This is a genomic window from Aquimarina addita, from assembly GCF_039539305.1.
Lineage (GTDB): Bacteria > Bacteroidota > Bacteroidia > Flavobacteriales > Flavobacteriaceae > Aquimarina > Aquimarina addita.
Map to the genome: position 1 here is coordinate 1 of NZ_BAABCW010000025.1, position 25,724 is coordinate 25,724.

General features: G+C 32.1%; 28 protein-coding genes. 7 read left to right on the top strand and 21 right to left on the bottom strand.

Annotated elements, in window-relative coordinates:
* Nucleotides 1–363: 363 nt before the first annotated feature.
* Nucleotides 364–1,266 (top strand): alpha/beta hydrolase family protein, encoded by a 903-nt coding sequence (locus ABD816_RS19735; RefSeq protein WP_344930346.1) that lies wholly within the window; start codon nt 364–366, stop codon nt 1,264–1,266.
* Nucleotides 1,267–1,493: 227 nt separating this feature from the next.
* Here the strand turns inward: ABD816_RS19735 and ABD816_RS19740 are convergent, their stop codons facing one another.
* The 3 genes from ABD816_RS19740 to ABD816_RS19750 form a co-directional block, all read right to left on the bottom strand.
* Nucleotides 1,494–2,261 carry a DUF6503 family protein gene (locus tag ABD816_RS19740; protein ID WP_344930348.1) on the bottom strand — a complete coding sequence of 256 codons (768 nt, stop codon included), beginning with the start codon at nt 2,259–2,261 and terminating at the stop codon, nt 1,494–1,496.
* A gap of 161 nt (nt 2,262–2,422) precedes the next feature.
* Nucleotides 2,423–3,133, bottom strand: coding sequence for a TIGR04283 family arsenosugar biosynthesis glycosyltransferase (locus ABD816_RS19745; protein WP_344930350.1), 711 nt, complete (start codon nt 3,131–3,133; stop codon nt 2,423–2,425).
* A 29-nt stretch (nt 3,134–3,162) separates the two neighbouring features.
* On the bottom strand, nt 3,163–3,879 hold the full coding sequence (locus ABD816_RS19750) for a DUF547 domain-containing protein (RefSeq protein WP_344930351.1): 717 nt from the start codon (nt 3,877–3,879) through the stop codon (nt 3,163–3,165).
* Nucleotides 3,880–4,145: 266 nt separating this feature from the next.
* Here ABD816_RS19750 and ABD816_RS19755 point away from each other — a divergent pair, with 266 nt between their 5' ends.
* A complete protein-coding gene (locus tag ABD816_RS19755; protein WP_344930353.1) occupies nt 4,146–4,577 on the top strand; it encodes a hypothetical protein in 432 nt (143 codons plus the stop codon).
* Nucleotides 4,578–4,626: 49 nt separating this feature from the next.
* Here the strand turns inward: ABD816_RS19755 and ABD816_RS19760 are convergent, their stop codons facing one another.
* The 13 genes from ABD816_RS19760 to ABD816_RS19820 all read right to left on the bottom strand — a co-directional run bounded on the left by ABD816_RS19760 (nt 4,627) and on the right by ABD816_RS19820 (nt 12,278).
* Nucleotides 4,627–4,896 (bottom strand): hypothetical protein, encoded by a 270-nt coding sequence (locus ABD816_RS19760; protein WP_344930354.1) that lies wholly within the window; start codon nt 4,894–4,896, stop codon nt 4,627–4,629.
* Nucleotides 4,897–4,916: 20 nt separating this feature from the next.
* Nucleotides 4,917–5,423, bottom strand: coding sequence for a thermonuclease family protein (locus ABD816_RS19765; protein ID WP_344930355.1), 507 nt, complete (start codon nt 5,421–5,423; stop codon nt 4,917–4,919).
* Between the two features lie 43 nt (nt 5,424–5,466).
* Nucleotides 5,467–5,895, bottom strand: coding sequence for a hypothetical protein (locus ABD816_RS19770; RefSeq protein WP_344930357.1), 429 nt, complete (start codon nt 5,893–5,895; stop codon nt 5,467–5,469).
* A complete protein-coding gene (locus ABD816_RS19775; protein WP_344930360.1) occupies nt 5,867–6,937 on the bottom strand; it encodes a type I restriction endonuclease in 1,071 nt (356 codons plus the stop codon). Before ABD816_RS19775 ends, ABD816_RS19770 begins: the two co-directional genes overlap by 29 nt.
* Nucleotides 6,938–6,946: 9 nt before the next feature.
* Nucleotides 6,947–7,606, bottom strand: a complete 660-nt coding sequence (locus ABD816_RS19780) for a hypothetical protein (protein WP_344930361.1) — start codon at nt 7,604–7,606, stop codon at nt 6,947–6,949.
* Between the two features lie 69 nt (nt 7,607–7,675).
* A complete protein-coding gene (locus ABD816_RS19785) occupies nt 7,676–8,200 on the bottom strand; it encodes a hypothetical protein (RefSeq protein WP_344930362.1) in 525 nt (174 codons plus the stop codon).
* Between the two features lie 23 nt (nt 8,201–8,223).
* Nucleotides 8,224–8,592 (bottom strand): excalibur calcium-binding domain-containing protein, encoded by a 369-nt coding sequence (locus ABD816_RS19790; protein WP_344930364.1) that lies wholly within the window; start codon nt 8,590–8,592, stop codon nt 8,224–8,226.
* 1 nt (nt 8,593) lies between these two features.
* Complete coding sequence (gene yidD / locus ABD816_RS19795) at nt 8,594–8,893, bottom strand: membrane protein insertion efficiency factor YidD (RefSeq protein WP_344930366.1); 300 nt, start codon at nt 8,891–8,893, stop codon at nt 8,594–8,596.
* Between the two features lie 7 nt (nt 8,894–8,900).
* On the bottom strand, nt 8,901–9,131 hold the full coding sequence (locus ABD816_RS19800) for a hypothetical protein (RefSeq protein WP_344930368.1): 231 nt from the start codon (nt 9,129–9,131) through the stop codon (nt 8,901–8,903).
* Between the two features lie 181 nt (nt 9,132–9,312).
* Nucleotides 9,313–9,495 (bottom strand): YegP family protein, encoded by a 183-nt coding sequence (locus ABD816_RS19805; RefSeq protein ID WP_344930370.1) that lies wholly within the window; start codon nt 9,493–9,495, stop codon nt 9,313–9,315.
* A 102-nt stretch (nt 9,496–9,597) separates the two neighbouring features.
* Nucleotides 9,598–10,263, bottom strand: a complete 666-nt coding sequence (locus ABD816_RS19810) for a response regulator transcription factor (RefSeq protein WP_344930372.1) — start codon at nt 10,261–10,263, stop codon at nt 9,598–9,600.
* A 10-nt stretch (nt 10,264–10,273) separates the two neighbouring features.
* Nucleotides 10,274–12,076: a tetratricopeptide repeat-containing sensor histidine kinase gene (locus ABD816_RS19815; RefSeq protein ID WP_344930373.1), complete on the bottom strand. Its 1,803-nt coding sequence runs from the start codon at nt 12,074–12,076 to the stop codon at nt 10,274–10,276.
* Nucleotides 12,077–12,119: 43 nt separating this feature from the next.
* Nucleotides 12,120–12,278 carry a hypothetical protein gene (locus tag ABD816_RS19820; protein WP_344930375.1) on the bottom strand — a complete coding sequence of 53 codons (159 nt, stop codon included), beginning with the start codon at nt 12,276–12,278 and terminating at the stop codon, nt 12,120–12,122.
* A gap of 357 nt (nt 12,279–12,635) precedes the next feature.
* On the opposite strand from ABD816_RS19820, the gene ABD816_RS19825 reads away from it, so the two are divergent.
* Complete coding sequence (locus ABD816_RS19825; RefSeq protein ID WP_344930376.1) at nt 12,636–13,508, top strand: hypothetical protein; 873 nt, start codon at nt 12,636–12,638, stop codon at nt 13,506–13,508.
* A 210-nt stretch (nt 13,509–13,718) separates the two neighbouring features.
* Entirely contained in the window at nt 13,719–14,375 is a 657-nt protein-coding gene (locus ABD816_RS19830; protein ID WP_344930379.1) for a hypothetical protein, read from the top strand.
* Nucleotides 14,376–14,544: 169 nt separating this feature from the next.
* On the opposite strand, the gene arsM is transcribed toward ABD816_RS19830, so the two are convergent.
* The 5 genes from arsM to ABD816_RS19855 all read right to left on the bottom strand — a co-directional run bounded on the left by arsM (nt 14,545) and on the right by ABD816_RS19855 (nt 18,721).
* Nucleotides 14,545–15,513 (bottom strand): arsenosugar biosynthesis arsenite methyltransferase ArsM, encoded by a 969-nt coding sequence (arsM, locus tag ABD816_RS19835; RefSeq protein ID WP_344930381.1) that lies wholly within the window; start codon nt 15,511–15,513, stop codon nt 14,545–14,547.
* A 90-nt stretch (nt 15,514–15,603) separates the two neighbouring features.
* The gene (locus tag ABD816_RS19840) at nt 15,604–16,416 is read right to left on the bottom strand and encodes a purine-nucleoside phosphorylase (protein ID WP_344930383.1); all 813 of its coding nucleotides are present in this window, start codon (nt 16,414–16,416) and stop codon (nt 15,604–15,606) included.
* A 217-nt stretch (nt 16,417–16,633) separates the two neighbouring features.
* Nucleotides 16,634–17,245 carry a TIGR04282 family arsenosugar biosynthesis glycosyltransferase gene (locus tag ABD816_RS19845; RefSeq protein ID WP_344930385.1) on the bottom strand — a complete coding sequence of 204 codons (612 nt, stop codon included), beginning with the start codon at nt 17,243–17,245 and terminating at the stop codon, nt 16,634–16,636.
* Between the two features lie 7 nt (nt 17,246–17,252).
* Complete coding sequence (gene arsS, locus ABD816_RS19850; RefSeq protein ID WP_344930386.1) at nt 17,253–18,320, bottom strand: arsenosugar biosynthesis radical SAM (seleno)protein ArsS; 1,068 nt, start codon at nt 18,318–18,320, stop codon at nt 17,253–17,255.
* Nucleotides 18,321–18,385: 65 nt separating this feature from the next.
* Entirely contained in the window at nt 18,386–18,721 is a 336-nt protein-coding gene (locus ABD816_RS19855; protein WP_344930387.1) for an arsenosugar biosynthesis-associated peroxidase-like protein, read from the bottom strand.
* A gap of 297 nt (nt 18,722–19,018) precedes the next feature.
* On the opposite strand from ABD816_RS19855, the gene bglX reads away from it, so the two are divergent.
* The 3 genes from bglX to ABD816_RS19870 all read left to right on the top strand — a co-directional run bounded on the left by bglX (nt 19,019) and on the right by ABD816_RS19870 (nt 25,307).
* Nucleotides 19,019–21,331: a beta-glucosidase BglX gene (gene bglX / locus ABD816_RS19860; RefSeq protein WP_344930388.1), complete on the top strand. Its 2,313-nt coding sequence runs from the start codon at nt 19,019–19,021 to the stop codon at nt 21,329–21,331.
* Between the two features lie 157 nt (nt 21,332–21,488).
* Entirely contained in the window at nt 21,489–24,272 is a 2,784-nt protein-coding gene (locus tag ABD816_RS19865) for a helix-turn-helix and ligand-binding sensor domain-containing protein (RefSeq protein WP_344930390.1), read from the top strand.
* A gap of 21 nt (nt 24,273–24,293) precedes the next feature.
* The gene (locus tag ABD816_RS19870; RefSeq protein ID WP_344930392.1) at nt 24,294–25,307 is read left to right on the top strand and encodes a LacI family DNA-binding transcriptional regulator; all 1,014 of its coding nucleotides are present in this window, start codon (nt 24,294–24,296) and stop codon (nt 25,305–25,307) included.
* Nucleotides 25,308–25,724: the final 417 nt, after the last annotated feature.

A 25,724-nucleotide genomic window follows, 5' to 3' on the forward strand; every position in this document is an offset into this window, starting at 1 on the left:
AGCCTTATAAAAGCTAACTTGCTTTTATAAAATCCCATAAATCTTCGCTAAAATTTACAATTAACAATTAAAATCTGAAAATATACAAAATAAAAAGACTGCCTAAATTACTTTTTAGACAGCCTCTTTTTTGATGTAAGCTTTATGATGTATTCAAGTATGGTCAGTGTCAAAAAAAGCGCTTACTATTTTCTGTAAGAAAAATGGAAAATTTAAGGTAGTTTAGCTTTTAATTACAATGACAATATTGTTTGATCTTCAAAAAATCAAAGCTTATGATAACAATGGAGCTGTTGAATAATACCAATGTTGAACGAAAAAAAAATTTATCGCAAGATACTTTCAGTACGTAATACCCAATCAATGAACCCACAATTACAATTTCTAATGTTCTGTTTATCTATGAGTATTGGGTTTGCTCAAAACGGAAAAATTATATCCAAAAAGCAGGTAGATCTTTCTAAAACACTAATTTGGGATAGAATCTCTCAAGAGAATGAATTACATCCGGATTTTGAACATGTAAATAAGTTAAATTTCTATGATATCATTTACCAAAGTGATGATCACCAGGTACAAGGAATTATTGTGGAACCCAAAAAAGAGGGAGAGCATCCCGTTGTCATTTTTAATCGTGGAGGAAACAGGGATTTTGGTAGACTAACTATTGGAACTTTGGTCATGTATACTTCTAAATTAGCTGAACAAGGGTATGTAATCATAGGTAGTAATTATAGAGCCCAAGATGAATTTGGTGGGGCAGAAATCAATGATGTACTAAATTTAACTGAAACCGTAAAAGAAATTGACAAAGCTGATTCAGAGTGTATTGGAATGTTAGGGTGGTCCAGAGGTGGGATGATGACTTATATAGCGCTTCAGAAATCAGATATGATAAAAACTGCAATTGTAGGTAATGGTCCATCAGACTTATTTGATATTGCAAGAGATAGACCTAAGATGGAGACCCATGATTTTGCCGAGTGTATTCCAGATTACTGGAAAAATAGAGCATTAGAACTAAAAAAGCGTTCTGTAGTGTATTGGGCTGATGAATTGGATAAGAAAAGTAGTCTGCTAATTTTGTGTGGAACAAATGACAAAAGAGTAAATCCGGAACATGCAGAAAAAATAGCAATTGAGTTGACTGCGATAGGATACGACTTTGAGTTGAAAAAATATGAAACTGATCACTATTTTACCAATTATAAAAATGAACTGAATGAACTGCTAATTGATTGGTTTGACCAACGATTAAAAAAATAATATGTTTGTGAAGGACATCATTTAAAATGCTTTTTTGATTATCATAATATGCCAAAGAACAAGATGTGTGGGATTGATTTTTTTATTTTCGATCTTTATAAAAGTTATTAATTTATAAGGGTAGAACAATATTAGTTATCAAGTAAATTATAGTTAGAAATAAATACATAAAAAAACGCCTCTTTATAAAAGAAGCGTTTGATACATTGATATGTTTTTATAAACAATTATTTCTTTGTAAACAGAGATGGATCAATAGCAGTGTTAAATTTGATATTTGTCCAATTAGTGGTGGCATAGTCTTTACTTATTATTTTCCCCTCCCAATTAGCAGATGCGTATTTTCTTTTGGTGGCAATTTTAATTCCATCTACAGTTTCATATTCAAAAGTCATCAGTTTAGGTTCCGTCACTCCAAAAGCAACAATAGTAAATAGAAACTGATCAATCATTTTTGTTTCCTTATTTATATATAATACATAAGTATCCTGAGCATCACCCACTTTATCGCCAAACGTTATTTTTACCAGATTATACTCTTTCTCATCTACTGTTTTAGTACCGATAAATTCCTGATTGACACCTTCATCCAATAATTTGAAGAACATCGTAAACCAATAGTAATTTGTTTTTCTTAAAAACCGGGCAATTCCATTAGCTTTTTCATCTGTAGAAACTACTCCATCCAGAGTAACCCAGGCATTGGATCCATCATATCCTTCTACTACTTTTTTTTCTGTTCCTCCTAGCATGCTATGAGTAGAATAATCAGCGTGTGATCGTTCTCCATCAAACATATAGGTCTCCTGACTTTTTAGACTGGTCTTTGCTTTTGGATCATTATATTCATATCCATAAGTGACATTACCTTTTGCATAAAAATTTTCTTTTCCTCCAATAGCATCCATCATTTCAGAGATCAATTGCTTTGCATCCTGACTATACCCAAAAGCTACAAATATAAAAGCTACTAGTGTAATTGCATTTTTTTTCATGTGTTCTTAATTTTTGATATGTAGTTAGTTTTGTACTCACTTCTCTCGTGATCATCTAGAGTCGCAAACTTTATGTAATAATTTCATGGGAGGATCTAAAAAAATAAAGTTTAACATAAATTAAGAAAACGCCATGTAATCTAGTGTCAAGTGTAGTGCGTTTATTTAGCTATATTTTCTTTGTAATATTGGTATAAATCTTCTGGTCCGGCACCTCTCCATTTTTTTATATAAATCGTTAGAAAATGAAATTGTAAAGTCCAGATTCCATGATCAAGGTAACGTCTGGCAGAGGTTATTAACCATTCCTGAATGACTACAAATTGATTTCGTGCGTATAGCCTGTTAATTAGGTCATGATCCTCATAAATGATATAAGATTCATTAAAGCCTCCTAATTCTTCAAATAAGTTTTTAGTAATAAATTGACTTTGATCTCCACCTCTACAAGCTCTGCCGCTAAATTGTGTAAACCATCCTATTATTTTTAACCACCAGTGGTTATGGTCAAATTTCATTCTAAAACATCCTGCAGCATCACCATTTTTAACTTTAGTTACAATTAACTGGTCAAATGCCGGTGGAGGAAAACTATCTGCATGTAAGAAATAAAGAATCTCTGATGTGGTCTCTTTTGCTCCGGTATTCATTTGTTTAGCTCTTCCTTTTTCAGAAGATATAAACCTGATAGTTATGTCCTGTTGTACAGAAAAACTGTGTATAATATCCTGAGTTCCATCGATACTGCCACCATCCACGATTAAAATTTCTTTAATAAGATCTTCTGCACTACACATGTTGATTAAATGCGAAAGCAGCTTACTAATAGTAGCTGCTTCGTTTAAGGTAGGAATGATTATTGATATTTTCAATTGTTATGGTTTTTTCTATGGAGCCAAAATTACTCATTTAAACTCCAATTATAATCCATATATCCTTTCTTAGATTGTTTGTCAATTTTGATATCAGCATATTTATTTATAAAATCGGCAACATCTCCTCCATTAATTTTAAAATCTTTTTTATACCAAAGAAATATTTTTGATGCCTCTACCGTATCATTTGTAATTTTATTACGTTGAGGATCATTGATAAAATTTTTAGTTAATGTATGTAGCGCCTCATCAACATTATCTCCCGTAAATGCCTGATTCCAAACAATAGGACAAGAAAAAGATGCACAGTTAATTGCAAAATGGATTCTTGGATCATTCATTTTTCTCAAAATCTTATGCTCCAGGTCATTAAGACTATACCATTCTCCATTGATTTTAAAAAACTCTTTTTTCCATGGATCATCAATGTCTTTAATACTTTTGATTGGGTAACTATCAATGATTAATTTTATAGTATATGCATTATACGCGTTAATCCAATATGCTAAGGTTTCATCTTTGCTCCAGGATGCTGTAGGCGGGTTTTTAGATAATTCGAGAAAGTAAGAATAAAGTAATGAGCTATCTCTCATAAAACCATCATAGTTAACTTTTCCATCAGGTGATACATTTAATAATAACGCCCGATCCCATATAGAATGATCAAATGCCTGTTGTGATTTTGCGGTTAATGAAAAAAAAGATAAGATGATAAAAAGAAAAGTAATTTTTGGGGCCTTCATATTTTTTGTTTTAAGATATTTACTTGATGAATATACTATTTATAATGTATTTCGAGATTAGTAATTTTATAATTATTAATAAGTACTAATCCAAATTGTGGACTTAGTCAGTAACTTATTAGATACCTTACAAGTATCTTAATTTTTTATATGATTCGTAAACTTTTATTCACTTAATCGATTATTTGTGCTATTTAGTCGACAATTATATAAAAATATAAGCTATATTTGATACTAAGGAATATAGATTGTAATAAATTTAGTACATGGAATATGTAAAGAATTCTCCATTTTATCATGAAGCGATACAAGAATTGAATTACCCGTTCGGAAATTTTTATTTATTTGAAAATTTTATTGTGGGTGAAGTGAATGAAGGCGTTGTATTTACCTGGGAGCATCATGCTAAAGTCATTGTAGAAGAAATATCCAGTTTATATGAAAATAATGGTAAGGATCTCGTTTATATCACAAACCGTGTTCATGCATATGCAGTAAAACCAAGTGATTGGTTAAAATTTTATAAAAGTGATTTTAGACTGAAAGCATATGCTATTATAAGTTATACCTCCAGAGGGGCGCTGAATACTATAGTAGAAAAACTTTTTATGAAAAACCGGATTAAAAGTTTTGAAAACCTGACCGATGCAATTTCCTGGTCCAGAAAACTTGCTGGTAAAGAAGAAATTATATCTTAATTTTAGATACTATTTTAAGATATTTAATCTTCTTATCAATTATTTGTAATCATTGAGTAGGTTTACTTTCGTATCCGCAATGAAGTCTTCCAAATTTTTTTTCAGCCTTTTCTCTACAGATACTTTTGATGGTATCATTACAACGATTTAATCCTTTACATTCTTTAGAATAATGATAAGCTTTACTTCCTGTACTATTACAGATAAAAACTTCATTTTTGCATATTGATTTTTTTAAAGGATCCTCTGTTTTGTTCTCCTGAGAAAATCCCGATATAGTGAATAGATAGATACAGGGTATTAGTAATAGGTATTTCATTGATTATAGTTTTACGTAATTTATAGCTTCTGTAGTGTGTCTTTTTTTGAGGTTCGTTTACGATATATCCATGGGGCAATAGATTCTTCTTGCGACCACATTCCTTTCTTTTTTAGCTTAGCCTGCTCTTCTAATATTGTATACGATGTGTCTTTAGAATATTTTTTAAAGTGCAATGCATAACCATTACTGACTAATTCTTTATTTAATATTTTATCCTTATAAGTTACCACAGCAATTAATCTTCTGTATCGATCAAATTTCCCTTTGGAAATCACTTTTACTTTTTTACCAAAACAAAAATCAGCAGTAAATTGTTTTGCTTTTTGCCCGAATGCCTGTTTTTTTTCTGGGCAGTCAATATGTTCCAGCCTTATAATAACAGGTTCTTTTTTATAGAGTACTTCAATAGTATCTCCATCTTTTACTCCAATTACTTTTGCAGTAAACTCATTAGGTAGATTTTTAACCAATGAAAAGGATAAAAAAAGCATAGAATATAAAAGAATAACCAGGATGTGTTTCATAAAACGGGTTGATTATAAGTTGATTAAATATAGGGTATCCTATTTAATTACAGAGGCTACGATCTACATATGATTTATTACCCTTAGAATTGATATAATAACAACCACCTCTGGATCCCCTTATATACTTTTTAGAGGTACTGGATCGGTATGATTTCTTTGTAGGAGTTGTATTCTTGACTGAACCAGAGAAGTTGTTCTTAGAGCTATAATTAACTGATTTAGTAAGGTACTCGGTATTAGATGCAGGATATGTAGCCGTGCCTAACTTTTTATCTATGGCATCAATTCTTTGTTGAACCTCCTGAGCTTGTTTTAATAAATCATCTCGTTGCTTTATCAATTCCTCTTTTATATACAGATTAGTTTCAATACTTTGCGAATTACATTGATAAGATGCCATAATCAAAAGACCTAACAGAAGTAGGTTTTTAATGCCATGATTATTCAATATTAGCTTTTGTTTCTTCATAATTATCGATCGTATTGAGTAATTGTTTTTCGAAATTATAGATATCATCTATAGTCTCAATATCTTCTCTATGGATATTTTTATCTCTATCAAATAGACTCATGTATTTTTTAGTACCATCCAGATGAAGTCTGCAAATAGGTTTACGATTATTATCATCTAATAAAATACCAAAATAGGATTGTGTATCGCGATGCACAATTCGATCTGAGGAGATTTTACGTCTTAGAATTGCTACAATGATTCTATACGCTTCTAGTTCCTCTTCTGTCGTAATGATTTTACTTGTTTCTTCCTCGAATTCTTCAATTTCTTCGTGTTGTTTTTCTGATTCTTTATTGAGCGCAGCATTAAGACGATCATTTACATTTTCACTAATGGTTTGATTAAATGCTTTACGTACTAAATCGGTAAAATCTTCCATAACCCTTTCGGTCAACCTGCCAGAATATACCTGATTAGCAAACAGACGTACAAACTCGTGTGTAGGGCTATTCAGCTCAGTATGGATTAATTTTCTAATTTCTTTTGTATATTTTAAAGAGCTAGCATTATCAACAATTTTATCAATATCAAAATGAGATTTATGGAATTTGGCAATTTCAGGAATGATATTTTCTTTAAGGTGGGTGATTTTAAATTCCAGAAAGGGCTTTTCATCCATCTTATTTGCTTCTTCCAGATCTGTGTAGAATCTGTATTCAATTCCGTTTGTTAAGAGTGCAAAACGAGTTTTAGTTACGTGAAAATATCTAAAAAGTTGAGAGTTGTGAATATTGAGATCTTCTTTCCAGTTTTTACATTCTATAATTAATATAGGATCCTGATGCTGAAAAATAGCGTAATCAACTTTTTCGCCTTTTTTTAATCCCAGATCCGCAGTGAATTCTGGTACTACCTCTGTAGGGTTAAAGCTATCATATCCTAAGAGATTGATAAAAGGTAATACAAAGGCGTGTTTTGTAGATTCTTCTGTCTCTATTTTATCTTTAAGCTGCTCGATCTTATCGGCAAGTGCTTTGAGTTGGTTTTGTAGTTCCATAATGAAATACTATTTATTATTTATATTTGATGCTCCAAACATTATTCCTGTATATTTACTAGAACCAACCCAGTATTTTATATTACCTATTACAGTGTTACGTTCTAAATTTAATATGTCAGTTTTATCGTCTAAAAAACCTAACTTTTTAAGTATGCCTGCCCTTTGATTAGGGCTTAGATCCGGTTGTATACTACTTATGATCCCGCTCATTGTTAAAATAATGTCTACTCCAGAACTTACACTACCATCTCCTTGGCCTACCATTGTAACTTCCAATAATGTATTATCACTTTTATTAATTGATCCGAATATCCCTAAATTTTTGTTGAACATATACTGAAATGTATTATTAATTTCTCCTTTATTTATGTTCACATTTACTAATCTAATAGAAGAATTAGTTTCTATACAAAATTGATTGAATCTATTTTTGAATTGTCTAGCGCTTTTCGCGATATAATAATTCTTTGTGCTTGAGGTAGGGTTAACATTATTAATATCTTTTGTCATTTCTTGACTTTGATTGTTATCGTTTTGAAAAAGACTGTCTAGTCTATCTGATTGATCACTCATAGTAGATACATAATCAGTGTTATTTTTATCTGGAGAAGAACAATAGAAGACGAAGCATATAAATATTATTGCTAGAAGTATTATTTTTTTCATGATTTTTTAATTACAAATGATATAGTTTAGTATATTTTTTCAAACTTTTATTAGATTACAATGATGTTTTTATTTAAGAGATTCCATTTTGTCTTTTGCCAGATTAAAGGCTTGCTGAAACACTTCTGAATTTTTGGAAAATAAACTACTTCCTTCAATCTTCATGTACCAATTTAATTTGTTTTTACTAACGTAATAGCCTATTATGAATTCGTCTTTGGTAGTGTATTTATTTTCTATATAATCTAATTCGGTGCTTAAATCGTTTTGTGCAAGCTTTTGCAAAACACCCATCGCATTTTGTATTTCTATAAGATCTTCATATGAAATGGAAGAGGTTTTTGTATCATATTTGCCACTAATTGATATTTGAAGAAATAATCCTTTTTCATCACTAATTTCGATTTTTCGAATTCTAGATTCAGCAAATTCATATGCGGATTTTATGTTTGGGAGTTTCAAGTCTTCGAAACGAATTATTGCACCTTTTTTTGATATAAATTCATTGATTTTTGTTTGGTGTTCTTTAACTTCTTGACCAAAGAATATAATTGGAATTAAAAGCGGGAGTGTGAATGATATAATATTTTTCATACTTTCTAATTTTTTAAATTAATTCAACTACACTCACATCCTTCTCCGACAACCCATTTGCAGCAAGGATCACCTTCACACTCCGCTTTTGGTTTATTAGAACATCCACAATTAGATGTAGAAGCACAGGTTTTTACGCTATTACCAGGTTCTTCGCATGCAATACCATCCTTGTCTCTGTCTAAATCATTTCTGCATTCCGGATCCGCATCAAAAGCAGCTTGAGCAGCGACTTGAGAGGTATAGTTTGCACAATTGGTATCTCTGCAACCAGAAGAATTAGGGTCCAGGATTTCTATGTCAGAATCTTCACAGGTGGTGGAGCAAGAGATAGGTAATAAACTTGTTATTAATACTAATACTATTAATATATGATTAAAATAATTTTTCATTTTAAATTACTTTTGTTATTTCATCGATAAGACTTTTAGCTATTTCTTCTTTATCAATGATTTGTTGATTGGGTAGTTTTACCTGTAATTCATTAATTAAAGGATTTTTAAAAACCTCATAAGTACCTCTACAATTTTGATATCTAAAATTAAATGCTCGAATTCCTGCTTTGAATCCTTCATTTATGGTATGTTCATATACGTAATTGGAGCAAGATTTTCTAAAAATGCATCTTCTTCTTTTTGATGCTGGAATAATGTGCCAATATAATTTTATGATTAAAAGTAAAATGATTTTCATAGCTGATCTATTCTTTTACAAAAACTACCATCTGTCTGGATGTTGTGAAACCGGGTTTACCACCAAAGCCAAAACAACCATTATCGGGTTGCACATAGGTAGTAACACTTTCAAGTCTAATATACTTCCAACCCTGAATCACATGAATACCAATTAATCTTTCTAATTGTTTAGCTACAACCTCTGAGGTCTCCTTTTTTCCAATTGAAGCAACAAATGGGACTACTTTGTATTCCATAATTTTTATTTTAAGATTAATATTATTCAAACTTACCTCAAAAAGGGAGTAATCCCTTGCGGTTTTGCGCAGTGGCTAAAAACACCCTTAAAAACAGAAGACCTCACCGTTTTAGAAACCTGTGAGGTCTATAAAGATTGTTACCCCAAACAAACTTTACTTGGTATTCCAGCACCTAATGTTATGTCAAGTCTGCTATCTCAGCAATTGGTGCATTTGTTTTTACAGATTCGATTCCGTTTTCACACCCTTGTTTTGTAGTATACATTTCACTTGTGGCTATTATTTGACCATAAGGTGCGTGTAAATTAAAATAGAATTGATCATTACTGCTTTTCTGAATTTTAAATTTTGGATTTGCCATTTTATTAGATTTTGAAATTAACAATACTTCAAACCTACATCCATAAAAAAAGAATCCCTTGCGTTAAAACGTAAGGGATATAAATGCTGATAAGAATGTAAATTAAATCAAACCTCGATCCTTAGTTATAGCGATTAAATGTGCAGGGCTATTGGCCTCAAACAATTCTTTTAATTTATTGATGCGTAATTGCACACTGCGCAGGCGATAGTTAGGAAAACTGTTTTTTCTTAACTGTTCCGGGATATCTTTCTGAGGAATGCCCTGAGATAATAACTGTAAAATATATAAGTCTACCTCTTCGATATCTTCGATATTATCACTGTTATGAAGCAGTTTTTCTACATCTTGTGACAGATAGGTATTACCTTCATATACCTTTATTAATGCTTTTTTGATTTCTTTAGTGTCTTCCCGGCTTTTGTGAACATAACTATGTATCTGAAATTTTTCTAGCAAATGTTGTATTTTACCTACACGATATTCAACAGAGAAAACAATGATTTTAATATCCGGTTGTATTTTTTTTACGGCTGCAATCAATTCTTCTCCAGAGGTTAATTTCCTGTCTCTATGACTTTCTTCAAAAGAAAGGTCTGTGATCAATAGCTCAAAGGGTAATTCATCTTGAATTGCTTTTTTAACTTTAAGTAAGGCATCATCGCAATATTGTGCGGTATCAATATGGGGGATGCTATCTTTTAAAGATATTTCTAACCCCTCATTTGTTGAGTAGGTATCTTCTGCAATTAGAATTTTTTGAAACATAGTTAGGGTTTTATGCTTTAAACTTGAGACTGGCTTTAAAACCATTCCCTTTAGAGGTTTCAAAATTAAAGCTTCCTCCTATATCTTGCATGCGTGTTACCGCATTCTGTAATCCTCTGTTTTTTTGAACAGTATCTGTTCCAATACCGTTATCAGTATATCTAATTTCGTGATGTTTACCATCTTTTTTATAGGCAATCGTAACTATGGTAGCCTGACTATGTTTGTTCATATTGACCATTAATTCTTGTAAAGCTCTATAAATAGCATTTTTTTTATACTCCTCAATGGTGACATGATCAATGCCATTAATTGTAGTGATTATCTTAACATTGTCATCATTATGTTGCATCAGTAAGTTTTTCAGGGTTTTTCCAAAAGAATCTCCAAAAACAATCCCACCGGTTTCTGTGGCAATATCGCGAGCACTGATATAAGATGTATTCAGCATATTGATTAATTGCTTTTTGGCAGGGTTGGTTGATGAGATATGATTTTTTACCAATGTTTTTATATCCGAAATGTCATTTGCCATCTCATCGTGTACTTTTTTGGAGATTCTGTTTTCGGTTTTGATAGTTGCATTAAAACTTGCTATTTTAATGCGTTGTCGCCAGTTAATAATGATCATTACCACACCAATCACGAGAATAGAAGTTATAAGAATAAGAAAATTCCTTTTCGATGCTTCTTGAGATAGTTTTAAATCTTTTTGAGCCGTTTCCTTCTCTAAAACAATTTTAGCCTCTCTTAGATTATCTGTTTCATATTTTATCTTGGCGAATTGATTTTTAGCTTGTAATCGAGCAATTTTAACACTATCAGTTAATTTGTAGTATTCTATGGCAAAAGTTTTTGGATTATCTTCTAGTCTGATCAAATATGAGAGAACTTCAATTTTCGAAATAACACTGTTAGTTAATAATGCTATTTCATAAGCATCCTTAGCGTATTGTAACGCTTTTTGATTCTGATCACGATTAATATAATATTGAATCAAATGGATATTGCTAGCAAATTGACCTTTAACGTCATTTATCTTTTTTCTAAATTCTAATGCTATTTTCAGCTCCTTCTCTGCTTCGTAATAATTCAATTTGGATTTAGCATAAGCAAGATTATCCATTACTCTTGCTTTTTGTTTACTTTGTTTTTCAAATCTTGTATTTTTTAATATTAGATCTAAACTATTAATAGCACTACTAAATTTTTCTTGTTTGATATCAACTAAGGCAATATTATTTTTAATAGCTGCAATTTTTAAAGAATCATTACTTAGTTTTAGAGCATTAGTGTACCAGTTTTTAGCGTCTGAAAAATTGTATTGATCTTTTGTTACAATTCCTAAATGATTATATAAGGATAATTTTTGTTTTATAGTTATTGAATCGTCTAATACGTCACAAAGTTGAAGCGCTTCTATAGCAGTGTTTTCGCTTGAATTAAAGTCTCCTAATTGTTTTTGAATACTTTCAATAAATCTTAGTTTATTAATAGCCTTAATTGTATCTCCTAATAAAAGGTTTAACTCCTTTGACTTATTATAGAAATTTACGGATTTAAAATATTCATTATTAGCTCTATGATATTTAGCTAATTTATTGTATGATTTTAATTGGTGAAACGTATCCTTTATAAATATTGATTTATCCAATAATTCATTAGCATAAAATATAGCACTATCTAATTTTTTAAGTTTGATTAGTCTTGTACTTTTTTTAGAAAGTATAGTCAAATATGTAGAGTCTGTTTTTTGTGAAAAGCAATACAATGATGAAAAAAGAAAGAGGAATGCTACATATATATGTTTCATTCCTCTAAAATATAAAAGTATTGGGAATTTCCCCTTTTAATTATTAGTTATCATTATCATCTTCTTCAGGAAGAATTTCTTCATCCTCTCCCTCAGTTGCTAATTCCTCTACAGAAATTTCATCTGCTAAATCAGAGGTTGTACAAGAGAATAATGTGATGTTCGATAAAATTACAGTTACTATTAAAATTACTCTTTTCATGATATTACTTTTTTAAAATTTGTAATAGCGTGAAGCTGTCCGGGGTCTGAGCCCAGAGGATAAATTGCCAGTACAGCAACACGAAAATGAAAAGAGGCGCCTCTTTATTTTTGGGAAGAATTGTTGGAAAGTCAAAGACAGAAAAAGTGGATTGTTCTTCCCGGATCAATTCACAGATCCTGTCTTATATTTCCAGTTTTGAATTAGTTTGTATACATTTGTCTTGATAGCTTATCAATACATTTTCAAAACTTCTGTAAAGGTATAGCCGTTTTACCCCTCTGATAGCAAAGGATTCCGATCATTCTGAAGATTCCGATGTATTCTTATAATTCCGATAAATTCTAATTAATAAATATGAGTTACAAGAGAATTGATGATTATAGCGAACAGATTTTGGTCACTTATAGAGATAATAAGGGTGGTAAATTAAGTGGTTACTTATCTAACCCAACACCTTCTCAAATTAGGGATGCTTGTCTTCAATTATTTAAAGAGACAGAGAAGAAATCTGATCAAGAAATAATTAGAATTTTTTTTGGATTTAATGAAAACGAAAATGGTTATAAGAAAATAGAAAACTTTAAACCAGGAAAACTAAAAGCTATTTCGGATTTTTTAAAAGAAAAGTCTATTCCTTCCCATACTCCAAGACTAAATCTTTCAGCATTGTTAGTAGATTTTCAACCAAGACCATTTGCAAGATTTCAAAAGACTGAACTGGAGATTTCAAGTGTTGAAAAAGTAGAAGAAATTAAAGACGTACCTCCAACTAATAACCCTGATGTTATAATTGAAGGGGAGGACACTAAAAAAGGAGAGAAAAAAAGAAAAAGATTTTATATCAAATTAGCATTTTATATTAGTTTAGGTGCGATGCCAATAATTGCAGTTTTAAATTATAATAATATTTACAATTATTTCAAATCTGTAGGTAATGTGAATTGCATGACCTGGTCAGGAGATCGGTATCAAAAAACAACCTGTGGAGAAACGGACAAGTCCGATATCGTCTATGATAAGGAAATAGTAGAAAATTTTAGGAAAGCAAAAAATGATACAATCGATGCCTTTTTCGGAATAGGAGGAAAAGAAGACCCACTGTATTGGTATTATAAGAAAAACAATACGGTAGAGCTTTTTACAGCAGATAGGATGCATCCGACAGAGAATGTACCATTAAAACCAATAACCGAACATATTGTACGTACTTATATTCTTAAAGAATAAGATGTAGTTTTTCTATTTACTGCATTGTGGGCTTCGAGAGCCTCAGTCCGCGTAAGTAAAGTTAGTTATTTTTCAATAGTAGAAATCTGAAGGGTGAGGCCTTCGAACCCTGAATTTTTATTACATTAGTCGACAGAAAAAATTCAAATTAAAATATTTAAGTAAATGCATATCTATTCTTTTGTTTGTCCCTTTAAAAGAATTATAATTATGTGTCTCTTGACCTCGGTTATATGTTGTAAACCTCCAGATGAGACAAACTACGCAAATGAGTTAGAAGATTGTTTAAGTGCAGAGGATGTCCAATTATTAAATAGACTTACTGCTGATTTTGAGGATTACATCATAGCTGTATATGATACTGATCGTATCAGTGCCTATAAACAATATCTCAAGGAAGTTAAGGAAATGAAAATAGGATCAGATTTTTTTGAGAGTCTACGATTTGTCCGGGATCTACAACGGTTAAGAGAATCAGATTTTTTTAAAAACTCAAGAGCTAAATTATCAATAATAGAAGGGTATTATGCAAAAGATAAAAAAGATACTTTATTAAGTAGCCTTCCTGATATATCAGAGGGTTCTATAGATGAAATAAGAGATGAGGCATATGATCATATGACCGCGTATGACCCTAAAGGAGTCTATATACAATGCCTGAAGAAGAAAAATGATCATGATCTGATAGCTCTCTACTTAGAAAAATTAACAAATGGACTGGTAATTATACCTACGATTAGTGCGGGAGCATTATACGATACGTTGAGCAATGATGATTACAGCCAAGATCTGATCCGTGTTTTTATAGCTATGAACATTCACTACGAAATGATGATTATGCTAGGGGAAGAGGATGTACAGGATTAATTTTTATCACAGGTGTATATGCATATATAGGAAGCTATTACACCAGCCTCTAAAAAGAAACCAATAAAGAATAAGGCCCTTAAGAGCGAGACCCTCTTAATCTGAATGTTGAGCTTTGAGAGCCTCAGCCCAACATGGAAATCTGCTGGATGAGGCACTCAAACCCTGACTAGCAACATCCTCCACCATCATAATGATAGGTAGATTCACTAATAAAAATATCGCTTCGTCCTAAATCTGCTAATGCTCCTGCAGTTTTATCGCAGACAGCAATAGGTTGATTTTTTAAAAGAACATGTCCCTTTTTATCATCAAAATAATCTTCATCACCATAGTATATGGCTGCTTTACCTGTAAAAATACAAGGACCATCTTTTGGCATTGGATCTTTAATGGCTGCTACCTCTATGGATTCTATATAAATTAATTCGTCTGTAGCATAATGTTTTGGGTCCAGAATACGGTATGGTTTTCTGGCTCTGATTTCAATAGTCCCAAATCCTACATCGGTCAATGCTTTTACATATTCAGCAATTGGTAAACTTCCGCTAAGGCATAAAGCACGAAGGCGATCATCGTTTCGCAGGGTATCATTCATTGGTTGTTCGCAGGTAGGATCACTCATTACCAGTCTTCCGTGTGGTTTTAATACCCGATACATTTCCTCAATGGCTTTTCTAAGATCTTCTGCTTTAAATATGTTAAATAAGCAATTTTGTGCTGCTACATCAATACTATTATCGTCCACAGGCAGATTCAATGCATCACCAAACCTAAGGTCTACATAATCACTTTGAAACCAATCATTTTGTGTTTCAGCTTCTTTGAAATTTTTACGAGAAGCATCCAGCATTTCCTGAACCACATCAATACCAATTACACCACCTTTCTGACGAGAGAAATAGGAGAATTGCAACAATTCCATTCCACCACCAACACCTACATATAAGGTCTTAGGATTATTAGTAAGATCACGTGCATTGACCGTACTACCACAACCATAATTCATTTCTTGCATGATCTTTGGGATTTTTAATCCCGGAAGCTCCCATATAGGATTAGTTGTACAGCATAATCCTACATCTGGTGTTAAAGCTGCTTCCTTGTATACATCGTGTGTCGCATCTAAATAACTCATATATAATTTTTTCTCTTTTGTAGCGTACGTATCTTTTCTGAAATTTTGTAATGGCTACAAAATGTTTGTGTAAAATTGTTAAAACTGGTTTTATAATAGCTTGATTAACTCTTTAAATAACAGAATCATATGAGGCTCTGCTTTACCGGCCATTGCAATGATCTCATCAATATCTACAGGTGTAAGATTGTCTGGATCGCATTCATCTGTTAGCACAGAGATAGCCGCTACAGGTAGATCAAGATGATTAGCTACTATAATTTCTGGTACCGTACTCATTCCCACAGCATCTGCACCAATAGTTTTAAGATAGCGGTATTCTGCTCTGGTCTCTAACTGAGGTCCAACGACAGATGCATATACTCCGGTATGTAAGTTAATACTGTTCTGTTTAGCAATCAATTGGATTTTTGCATTGATCTCCGGATCATAAGGAGCACTCATGTCTGTAAAACGAGATCCTAATTGTTCTACACCCTTAAAAGCTAAAGGAGAACCTCCCTGCAGATTGATATGATCATCAATAAGCATTAATTCACCTTTTTTATACTTCAGATTAATTGCACCTGATGCGTTAGAGACTAATAATGTTTTAACACCCAGCATGCTCATGACACGAACAGGATAGGTGACATCCTGTAATGAGTATCCTTCATATAGATGAAAGCGACCTTGCATGACTACTACTTTTTTCCCAGCTAATTTTCCATAAATTAATTTCCCTTTATGAAACTCTACAGTAGCTGTAGGGAAGTTAGGAATGTGATTATAACTAACTTCGTTTAGAATTTCTATTTCATCTATTAGTTTACCTAAACCGGTTCCTAAAATAATTCCTATTTCTGGATTGTCGAACCCTTTTTCTTGTAAGTATTCTGTTGTTTCTTTAATATATTTAATCATCTATTATTGTAATCTTCTATTATTAGTTATCGAATCATCAGTTGATAGCCTTCTATTAGTCTGGAGAAATAAAATCTGCCAAATATTATCCCGCAACTGATGTTATTTTTTCCTTTGTTATCAAAAATACGTTTTTCTATCAAATGATCCACTTGTTATTATCATAGAAATCAACTACTATCTATACGCTATTAATTCTAGTAGTAATAGGACAACCTCAGGTTAAAAATTGTTGAAAATCAGGTATATCTTTAATATCCTCATAATAATCTATGTCGTTTTTTTCAGGCAATAATTTCACATGTGCATCAGAAAGATCCCTTAAAGTATCCTGAAGTACAGTGGATGTACCCCATTTTTTGTTTGCAAATACAGAAGCTCGTAATGATTTCATACCTAGTAGATAATATCCACCATCCTCTGCTGGACCAATAACATACTCTGATGTTTGTAAAGTATTAAAAGCATTTTCTAAATCCTTCTGATTAAGGTCATACATATCACTTCCTATAATGATAATATTTTTATAACCAGCTTTAAATCCATTAGCAAATGCGTGTTGCATACGTTCACCTAAATCATCTCCTTGTTGTTGTTTTTTATTATAAATTGAAGTATTCCAAAGATCCTGATCTCTGACTTTAACAGAATAGTGAACTTCTTTAGTTACCGTTAGATTTTCAGTAATAGCAACTGTATGTTGTAATAAAAACGTGTAGATATCTAATGCTTTCTGATCTCCAATGGTAGCAGCCAGACGTGTTTTACACTTTCCTAATTCTGGGTTTCTGGTAAATATCAGAAGAAGATTTTCTGTTGTAGCTTTCATAATTTGTTTAAGCTACCGTTCCCTGACAACTACTTCCTGCTCCAGCCGTGCAGCCATAACAATGTTGTGATATCACAATATCTCTGTTTTGCAATAATTCTTCATTGTATTGACTGATATGTTTTACTTTGCTGGCAACTTTTAGCGCTAACATTTGGTTAAAATCACAATCATATAACCATCCATCCCAACTTATAGAAATTGTGTTGGTACACATTACATTAGCTACCGCGGATGGATTATATGCTTCTACCAGCTGATACATATAATCTTCATAATTTTCTGAAGCAATCAGATAATCCAAAAATCTACTGATGGGTAGATTAGTAATGGCAAATAAGTTATGAAATTGTATTTCAAAATCTTCGAATAATGCTTTTTTAAAATCTTTTTCCATGCTGGTTTGATCTCCAGGTAAAAAAGCACCAGAAGGATTATATACTAAGTCCAGGCGTAATTTGCTGTCTGGCATACCATAGCCAACAGCATTTAGTTCTTGTAATGCTTTAATAGACATATCAAAAACGCCTTCTCCTCTTTGTTTATCCGTTTTTCCTCTTGTCCAGTGTGGCATTGATGAAATTACGTGAACATTATGTTTTTTAAAAAACTGAGGCAGATCGTAATATTTTTTATTGGCTCTTATGATCGTAAGATTAGATCTCACAATAAAATCTTCAATTCCGGCTTTACTAGCTTCCTCTACAAACCACCTAAAATTTGGGTTCATTTCTGGTGCACCTCCCGTTAAGTCCAGTGTATGCGCTCCTGTTGTTCTAATGACTTCCAGACACTGTTGCATTGTTTCTTTGGTCATAATTTCTTTACGATCCGGACCTGCATCTACGTGACAATGTTCACATACCTGATTGCACATATATCCTACATTGATTTGCAGGATTTCTAATTTTTTGGGGCGTAACGGAAATTGATTAATTTCTTTAATCTTTTCTGCAAATGTAGGTAACTCGCCATTTGCAAAAATACCATTAGATAGTATTTCTAACTGCCTGTTAGCATTTGCCAGTTCATTATCTCGTTTATGAAGAGATTGTTTTGTCTTAGTTAAAGCCATGTATTGTTTTTCAGGAACTTTTTAATAAGTACTCAAATAGATTAGAAAGTACAGGTAAAGAAGCGCTACATTTCTAATTTATTTACTTTATTCATCATCATTACTCCATGTACCAATGTAGCTCCACTTTTAATCGCAGCTCCTACATGAATTGCTTCCATCATTTCTTCTTTTGTTATCCCTCTCTGCAATGTGTCTTTAGTGTAGGCATCAATACAATAAGGGCATTGCTCTGTATGCGACACAGCCAAAGCAATCAAAGATTTTTCACGAGCAGTTAATGCACCTTCTTCGAATACTTTTCCATAATAATCAAAAAATTTAGTACCTAATTCTTCACTCCATTCCGTGATTTTTCCGAATTTTTTTAAATCTGAGGGATCGTAATATGTTTTTGACATTATAAACTAATATTTATTTTGAGTTATAGACATATGTAATCTATATGTCGTTATACGCAGGCTAGTGCTTACAACAAAGTTACTTTTTAATTTAAAATTTATAAGGAATTTGATCTTATTTCTGAAAATATCTTATTAAAACAAAGACTGAAAAATGTTCACAATTCCTACTATTATTGAATTATTAAAACTCTAAATATATAAATCTGATAAAATGATGTCTATACTTTATTGAATTTCAACTCCTATTATAAAGAACCAGGATGTACCTGAGTCCATGAATTAATTTTTAAAGATATGAAACTTAAAAAAAGTGATAATCTTATAATTTTTACAGTAATTTTTTCTGTGTTTTTTCTACAATCAGAAGTTATATTTTCTCAGCAAAAGACAGTTATTAATAATGCATCAAAGATTTCTCATAAAGTAGATTCTGTATTGTCTTTAATGAATTTAAAAGAAAAAGTAGGGCAGCTGGTCCTCTTTAATGGGAGTTGGGATGTAACCGGACCTCCATCAGATGTGGGAAGTACAGAAAAATTAAATAAAATCAAGAATGGAGAGGTAGGAGCAATGCTTAATGTAACGTCTGTTGCAGGAGCAAAGGAATTACAAAAAGCTGTGATGGAAAATTCAAGACTTAAAATTCCGTTACTTTTTGGATATGATGTGATTCATGGATTCAAGACTTTGTTTCCCATTCCATTAGGGGAGAGTGCAAGTTGGGATATGGAGATCATTAAAAAATCTGCAGCAATAGCGGCAAAAGAAGCTACGGCATCAGGTATTAATTGGGCGTTTGGTCCCATGGTTGATATTTCCAGAGATGCGCGATGGGGTAGAATCATGGAAGGAGCAGGAGAGGATCCTTTACTGGGTGCTAAGGTTGCTGTGGCAAGGATTGAAGGTTTTCAAGGTGATGATCTTACTAAAAGTTCAACATTAGCTGCATGTGCTAAGCATTTTGCAGCTTATGGTTTAGCAGAAGGTGGAAGAGATTATAATACAGTGCATATTGATGAATATGAGTTGTATAATACTGTATTACCTCCTTTTAAGGCTGCGGCTGATGCCGGAGTTGCCACAATGATGAGTGCGTTTAATGAAGTAAATGGAATACCAGCTACAGGGCATAAAGAATTGCAAAGAGATATTTTGAAGAATACATGGAATTGGGATGGTTTTATTGTTTCTGATTGGGCTTCTATTGCAGAAATGATGTATCATGGGTATGCAAAAGACAGAAAACACGCAGCAGAGCTTGCTATTATAGCAGGTAATGATATGGATATGGAAGGAAGAGCGTATGAAATAGGTCTGGAGGTTCTTGTCAAAGAAGAGAAGATTGATGTCAAATTAATTGATGATGCTGTAAAAAGAATTTTGGGTGTCAAATTTAAATTAGGATTATTTGATGATCCCTATAGATATTGTGATGAGGCAAGAGAAAAAAAGGATGTCTATACTAAAGAACATTTGGAGGTTTCTAGAGACGTAGCCAGAAAATCTATTGTATTACTTAAAAATGAAAACGATCTATTACCGTTGTCTAAGAATACAAAGAATATAGCAATTATTGGGTCATTAGCAGACGATAAAGACACGCCACTGGGTAGTTGGCGAGGAATGGTTACTCCTGGTTCTGCTATTTCATTACTAGAAGGAATAAAAGCAGCGGTGGATACGGCCAATGTAAAGATTACATACGCAAAAGGGGTGTCTGTAGGCATAGGTGAACGTAACTTCGTGCGAGAGCTTAAAATTAATAGAGACGATCTCACGGGGATTCCAGAAGCTGTTGAGGTAGCAAAGAATGCTGAGGTAGTTGTGTTGGCAGTTGGTGAAGAGGCTTTTCAATCAGGAGAAGCGAGAAGTCAGGTAGATATCGAACTGTCAAAACCGCAACAAGCACTATTTGATGCTATATATAAAGTGAATAAAAATATTGTAGTTGTTTTAATGAATGGTCGTCCATTAGCCATTACTGATCTTGCAGAAAACGCTCCAGCAATACTGGAAACATGGCATTTAGGATCGGCATCCGGATATGCCATTGCAGATATTTTGTTTGGAGATTATAACCCATCTGGTAAGTTACCAGTGTCTTTTCCCAGGCATGTAGGTCAAGTCCCTATTTACTATAATGCTAAAAATACAGGGAGACCTTCTAATGCTGAGGGAATGGTGTTCTGGTCTCATTATACAGATGAAAAAAATACGGCTTTATATCCCTTTGGGCATGGGTTAAGCTATACGACATTTGAGTATAGTGATATAAAAATGAATACGTTTTCTTTTTCTACCGGTAAACATATTAATGTTTCAGTAAAAATTAAGAATACAGGAAAGAAACAGGGTAAAGAGGTTGTGCAATTATACATACAAGATCTTATTGGGAGTTTAACACGCCCGGTTAAGGAGTTGAAAGACTTTAAAATAGTCTCTCTGGAGGCAGGTGAAAGTAAAGAAGTTACTTTTTCTATTGACGAAAAAACTATTCAGTTTTATACAGCTAATAAAGAGTGGGAAGCCGAATCTGGAGATTTTAAAGTTTATATTGGAGGAAGTTCTAAAGCATCACTGACGGGGGATTTTTCTTTTAAGAAATAACACTGTTTTAATATATAATTTTTGAAATTGTTAATGAAAACATCTTCTTAATAAAGTAACGATAATTTATTGATGCTTTTAGTGTTATTATTTTAGCTATTTTGTTAAGATATTTTATGTTATATTTGAGGGTTTACCTGTGCAATCCCCCTCCCTCATGTATAGATTTTTAGTCTTTATTTTTCTTTTAAGTTGTCCAATTTTTTCCCAATCTATAAAAGAAAAAGCGTTACCTCATATTACCCATTATGATACCAAAGGAATGGGATATGATGTGCAGTCGTGGGATATAACCCAAGATGAGGATGGATTGATATATATAGCCAATGGTAATGCTATTTTGATTTTTGATGGTTCAGTTTGGAAATCTGTCCATACCGGAGATGATATTGTTAATAGAAGTTTATTTGTTAAGAATAGAGATTCTATTTATTTTGGTTCAGACGGTAGGCAAGGATTATTAGTTAATAATAAGTATGATTCTTACAGTGTTTTACCCATAAATAATAGTTCCAGAGATGCTGTAGCTGATATAGAAGAATATTGGAGAACACATTATATCGATAAGCATATTGTTTTTCAGACATTTAAAAATCTATATGTCAACCAAGGCAAAATAATAACAAAAATTCCTGCTCCATATAGATTTAAATGGAGCTATGAGGTTGATGGAGTTTTATACGTAAATGATCTTAAATATGGTGTTTTTAGGTTAGAAGGAACTAATTTAATACCTGTAGTAAGTGATGATCATTTGAACGAAAATATTGTAGGTATTACTAAAATCGATGACGATTTAATTATTATCACAGATACTAAAGGACTCTACAGGTTTAAAGAGGGTCAGTTGATGCCCATTGAGTTTAATAAATCTGAAGAGTTAAAGAAAGCTCAAATATTTTCTTTTTTAAAGCTTAAAGATGATAAAATAGCCATAGGCACTGTTTCTAATGGTTTGTATCTATTAGATCTTAAAACTGCTATGGCAGAAAATCTAAATAAGCGTAACGGACTACAGAACAATACCGTGCTGTCCATCTTTCAGGATAGTGAGGGTAACTTATGGCTGGCATTAGATTATGGTGTTGATTATATAAAGTTAAATTCTCCATTAAAATACTTTTATGATTATTATGGCGAGTTAGGAACTGTGTATGCGATACTTGCTAAAGAAAAACTCTCTTATCTAGGTACTAATCAAGGCCTGTATGCTTTTGATAATAATTTGGAAGGGGCTACTACAAGTTTTGAGTTATTGTTAAATGGACAAGTTTGGAACATTGAAAATGTAGGAGACCGGGTTTTTATTGGCCATGATAAAGGGGCGTATGTAGTAGAAGATACTGAATTAACTAAATTAGGTGAAGATCTGGGAGCCTGGAATTTTAGAGTTCCTAAAGGGTATAAAGAGGATTTGATTATTTCTGGAAATTATAATGGAGTATCTCTATATGAATATGTTGATGGACAGTGGCAAGCGCATACATTAAAAGGTTTTGAACAATCAGCCAGATATCTGGAAATTGATAAAAATAATAATATATGGGTTGCATTGCGTTCTGAAGGGGTGTTTAGATTCACCTTAGATTACAAAGCGAAAGAACTAATTGACCCCGTATTTTATCCAATTGATATGTTTGGAAAAAAAACAGTCACACTTTCTAAAGTAGATGGCAACATTATGCTCACTTCAGATTATAAGATGTTTACTTACAATGTAGAAAAAGGTATTTTTGAAAAAGGTGTCATGGGTCAGGATAGAGGTTTTGCCCCAAAAATAATAAAGAAAGATGATCATATCTATTATTTGGAAAATAACAGAATGGTGGTAGAGAATCATGACAAGGTATTGGTTTTAGAAGAATTAAAAGATCAGCTTATTACAGACGTTCTTCATGTTTTTTCGATAGATGAAAAGCACGAAGTTGTTCCCGTTTTTAATGGTTTCGCAATGTTTACAAAAAATTATGATACTGCCATCACAGGAGTGAATAATGACTTATTAATACGAAGTTTTGTATCAGTCGATAATAATAAGGTATATGGAGATGGTTCTAAGATTCCTTATAGAGATAATGATCTAAAAATAAATTATTCATTACCCATCTATGGGGAAGAAGTTTTGTATAGCACAAAGATAAATGATGATGATTGGAGTGAGTGGACGTTGTCTACAGAGCAAGCATTATATAATCTCAGAGAAGGAAATTACAGTTTTAAGATAAAAACAAAGTATGGTGCAGGTTTTAAGTCAACAGCATTACATTTTACTATTGAGCCTCCGATATACAGGACGGTTTGGGCGTATCTTTCCTATTTGATATTGTTTCTTACATTGATTTTTGTCGTTAGAGGGATTAATGGGTATAAACTAAAAAAGCAAGAACGTATTTTATTAGAACAAAAGGCAATAAAATTAAGTCAACAAGAAGAAAAATATAAAGCTCAGGAACTAGAGCGAGAACGAGAAATTATAGAATTGAACAATACTAAGTTACAAAACGAAATCAAAGCAAAAAATCGAGAGCTTACCCAAATTGCCTATGTAAACCTAAACAAAAATAAAATACTAAAAAAAATAAGAGATAAGATTACTAAAATACAAGCATCTTCTCCAGAAAAATTACCAGCTAATAGATATAATGAGTTGATAAGACTGGTAGAGTATTATATTACAGATAAGGAAAGTGAGATTTTTGAAATTAATTTTGATAAATCACATCAAGAGTTTTACAGGAAACTATCAAAAGCGTACCCTAGCTTAACCTCTAAAGATTTGCGTTTATGTGCCTACCTTAAGATGAATTTGTCATCAAAAGAAATAGCGCCTCTATTAGGTATAAGTTCACAAAGTGTTGATGTTAGCAGACATAGATTAAGAAAAAAGCTTAATTTAGGCTCCAGAGATAATTTGACTAATATTCTTATAAGTCTTACATAAGAATTACCTAATATTGATGTCATGAGAAAAAAGGTTACACTAAAACAACTAGCAAAAGAATTGAATTTATCAATTTCTACTGTTTCTAAATCACTTAAGAATGATTCAGAAATAAGCGAAAAGACAATTAACAGGGTTCATGAACTTGCTAAGTTTTATAATTATAAACCTAATGCATTGGCAGTTAGTCTTAAAAGTAATAAAACGAATACTATCGGTGTAATCTTACCCGAGATTCTAAATCATTTTTTCGCTAAGGTTTTATTTGGTATTGAACAAGAAGCAACAGAAAGAGGATATAAAATTGTAACCTGTATATCTAATGAATCCTATAAAAAAGAAGTGGAATATGTGGAGATGCTCAATTATAGTAGTGTTGATGGTTTTATTTTAGCATTGAGTCAGGAGACACAAGTACTTAACAAATTGGATCATATTAAAGAATTAAAAAGAGATGATGTACCAATCGTGCTTTTTGATCGGGTAAGCGATGAGGTGTATTGCGACAAGGTAATTGTAGACGATAAACAAGCGTCTAAAACAGCAATACAACATTTGATCGATACAGGTTGTAAGAAAATCGGTGTGATTTCTACGATTTATGATCTGAGTGTAGGTAAATTAAGAATAGAAGGAGCACACGAGGCCGTAAAAGAAAACAAAGGAGTGACTCTTGTGGAGTTGCCTATAGCCAATATTGAAAATGAAGAGAAGGAGATAGAGTCATTTCTTAAAAAGAATACAATTGATGGAGTATTAGGGTTAGATGAATTAGCAGCTGCAATAGCTATTAATATCTCTCATAAACTGGGGTATAAGATACCTCAGGAGATTTCTATCATCGGGTTTGCTGATGGATTATTGTCACAACATTCATATCCTAAATTAACTTCAGTATGTCAACATGCAGAAAATCTAGGGACAAAAGCAGCTCAAATGTTGTTAGAAAGATTAGAGGATGCCTCAGAAACGGGATATAAGCCTCAAACAGAAATTATCAAAACTTCACTGATTTTAAGGGATTCTACCAAGTAAGTTACACTTATTATCAGATATTTTTATACTATCTTCAATTTAAATAACAACCAAGTTGTATGGTTTAAAAGATGCATTTTATTACTAAAATTCAAGAGATGTTGTAGCATAATCTCATTTTCAATGTAAATTTAATGTTAACTTAATGTAAATTTATTGTAAAATAATTCATATATTGATGATCTTAAACATTTGATTATGAATTCATATACAAAAAATAAGAACCATATTAAGAGAAATAAAAAAAAATCGCACTCACAAAATATTGTATCCCGTTTTCACTCCTATTGTGCTAAATATAGAAATTTTTATAGGCTTACCTGGAGTACGTGATCTTCAATTTTTATAGGTATTTTGTTTTTTGATATCAGTTATTTTAAAATTTCGTCTGGTTTTATAAAGTGCTAGCTATGATTT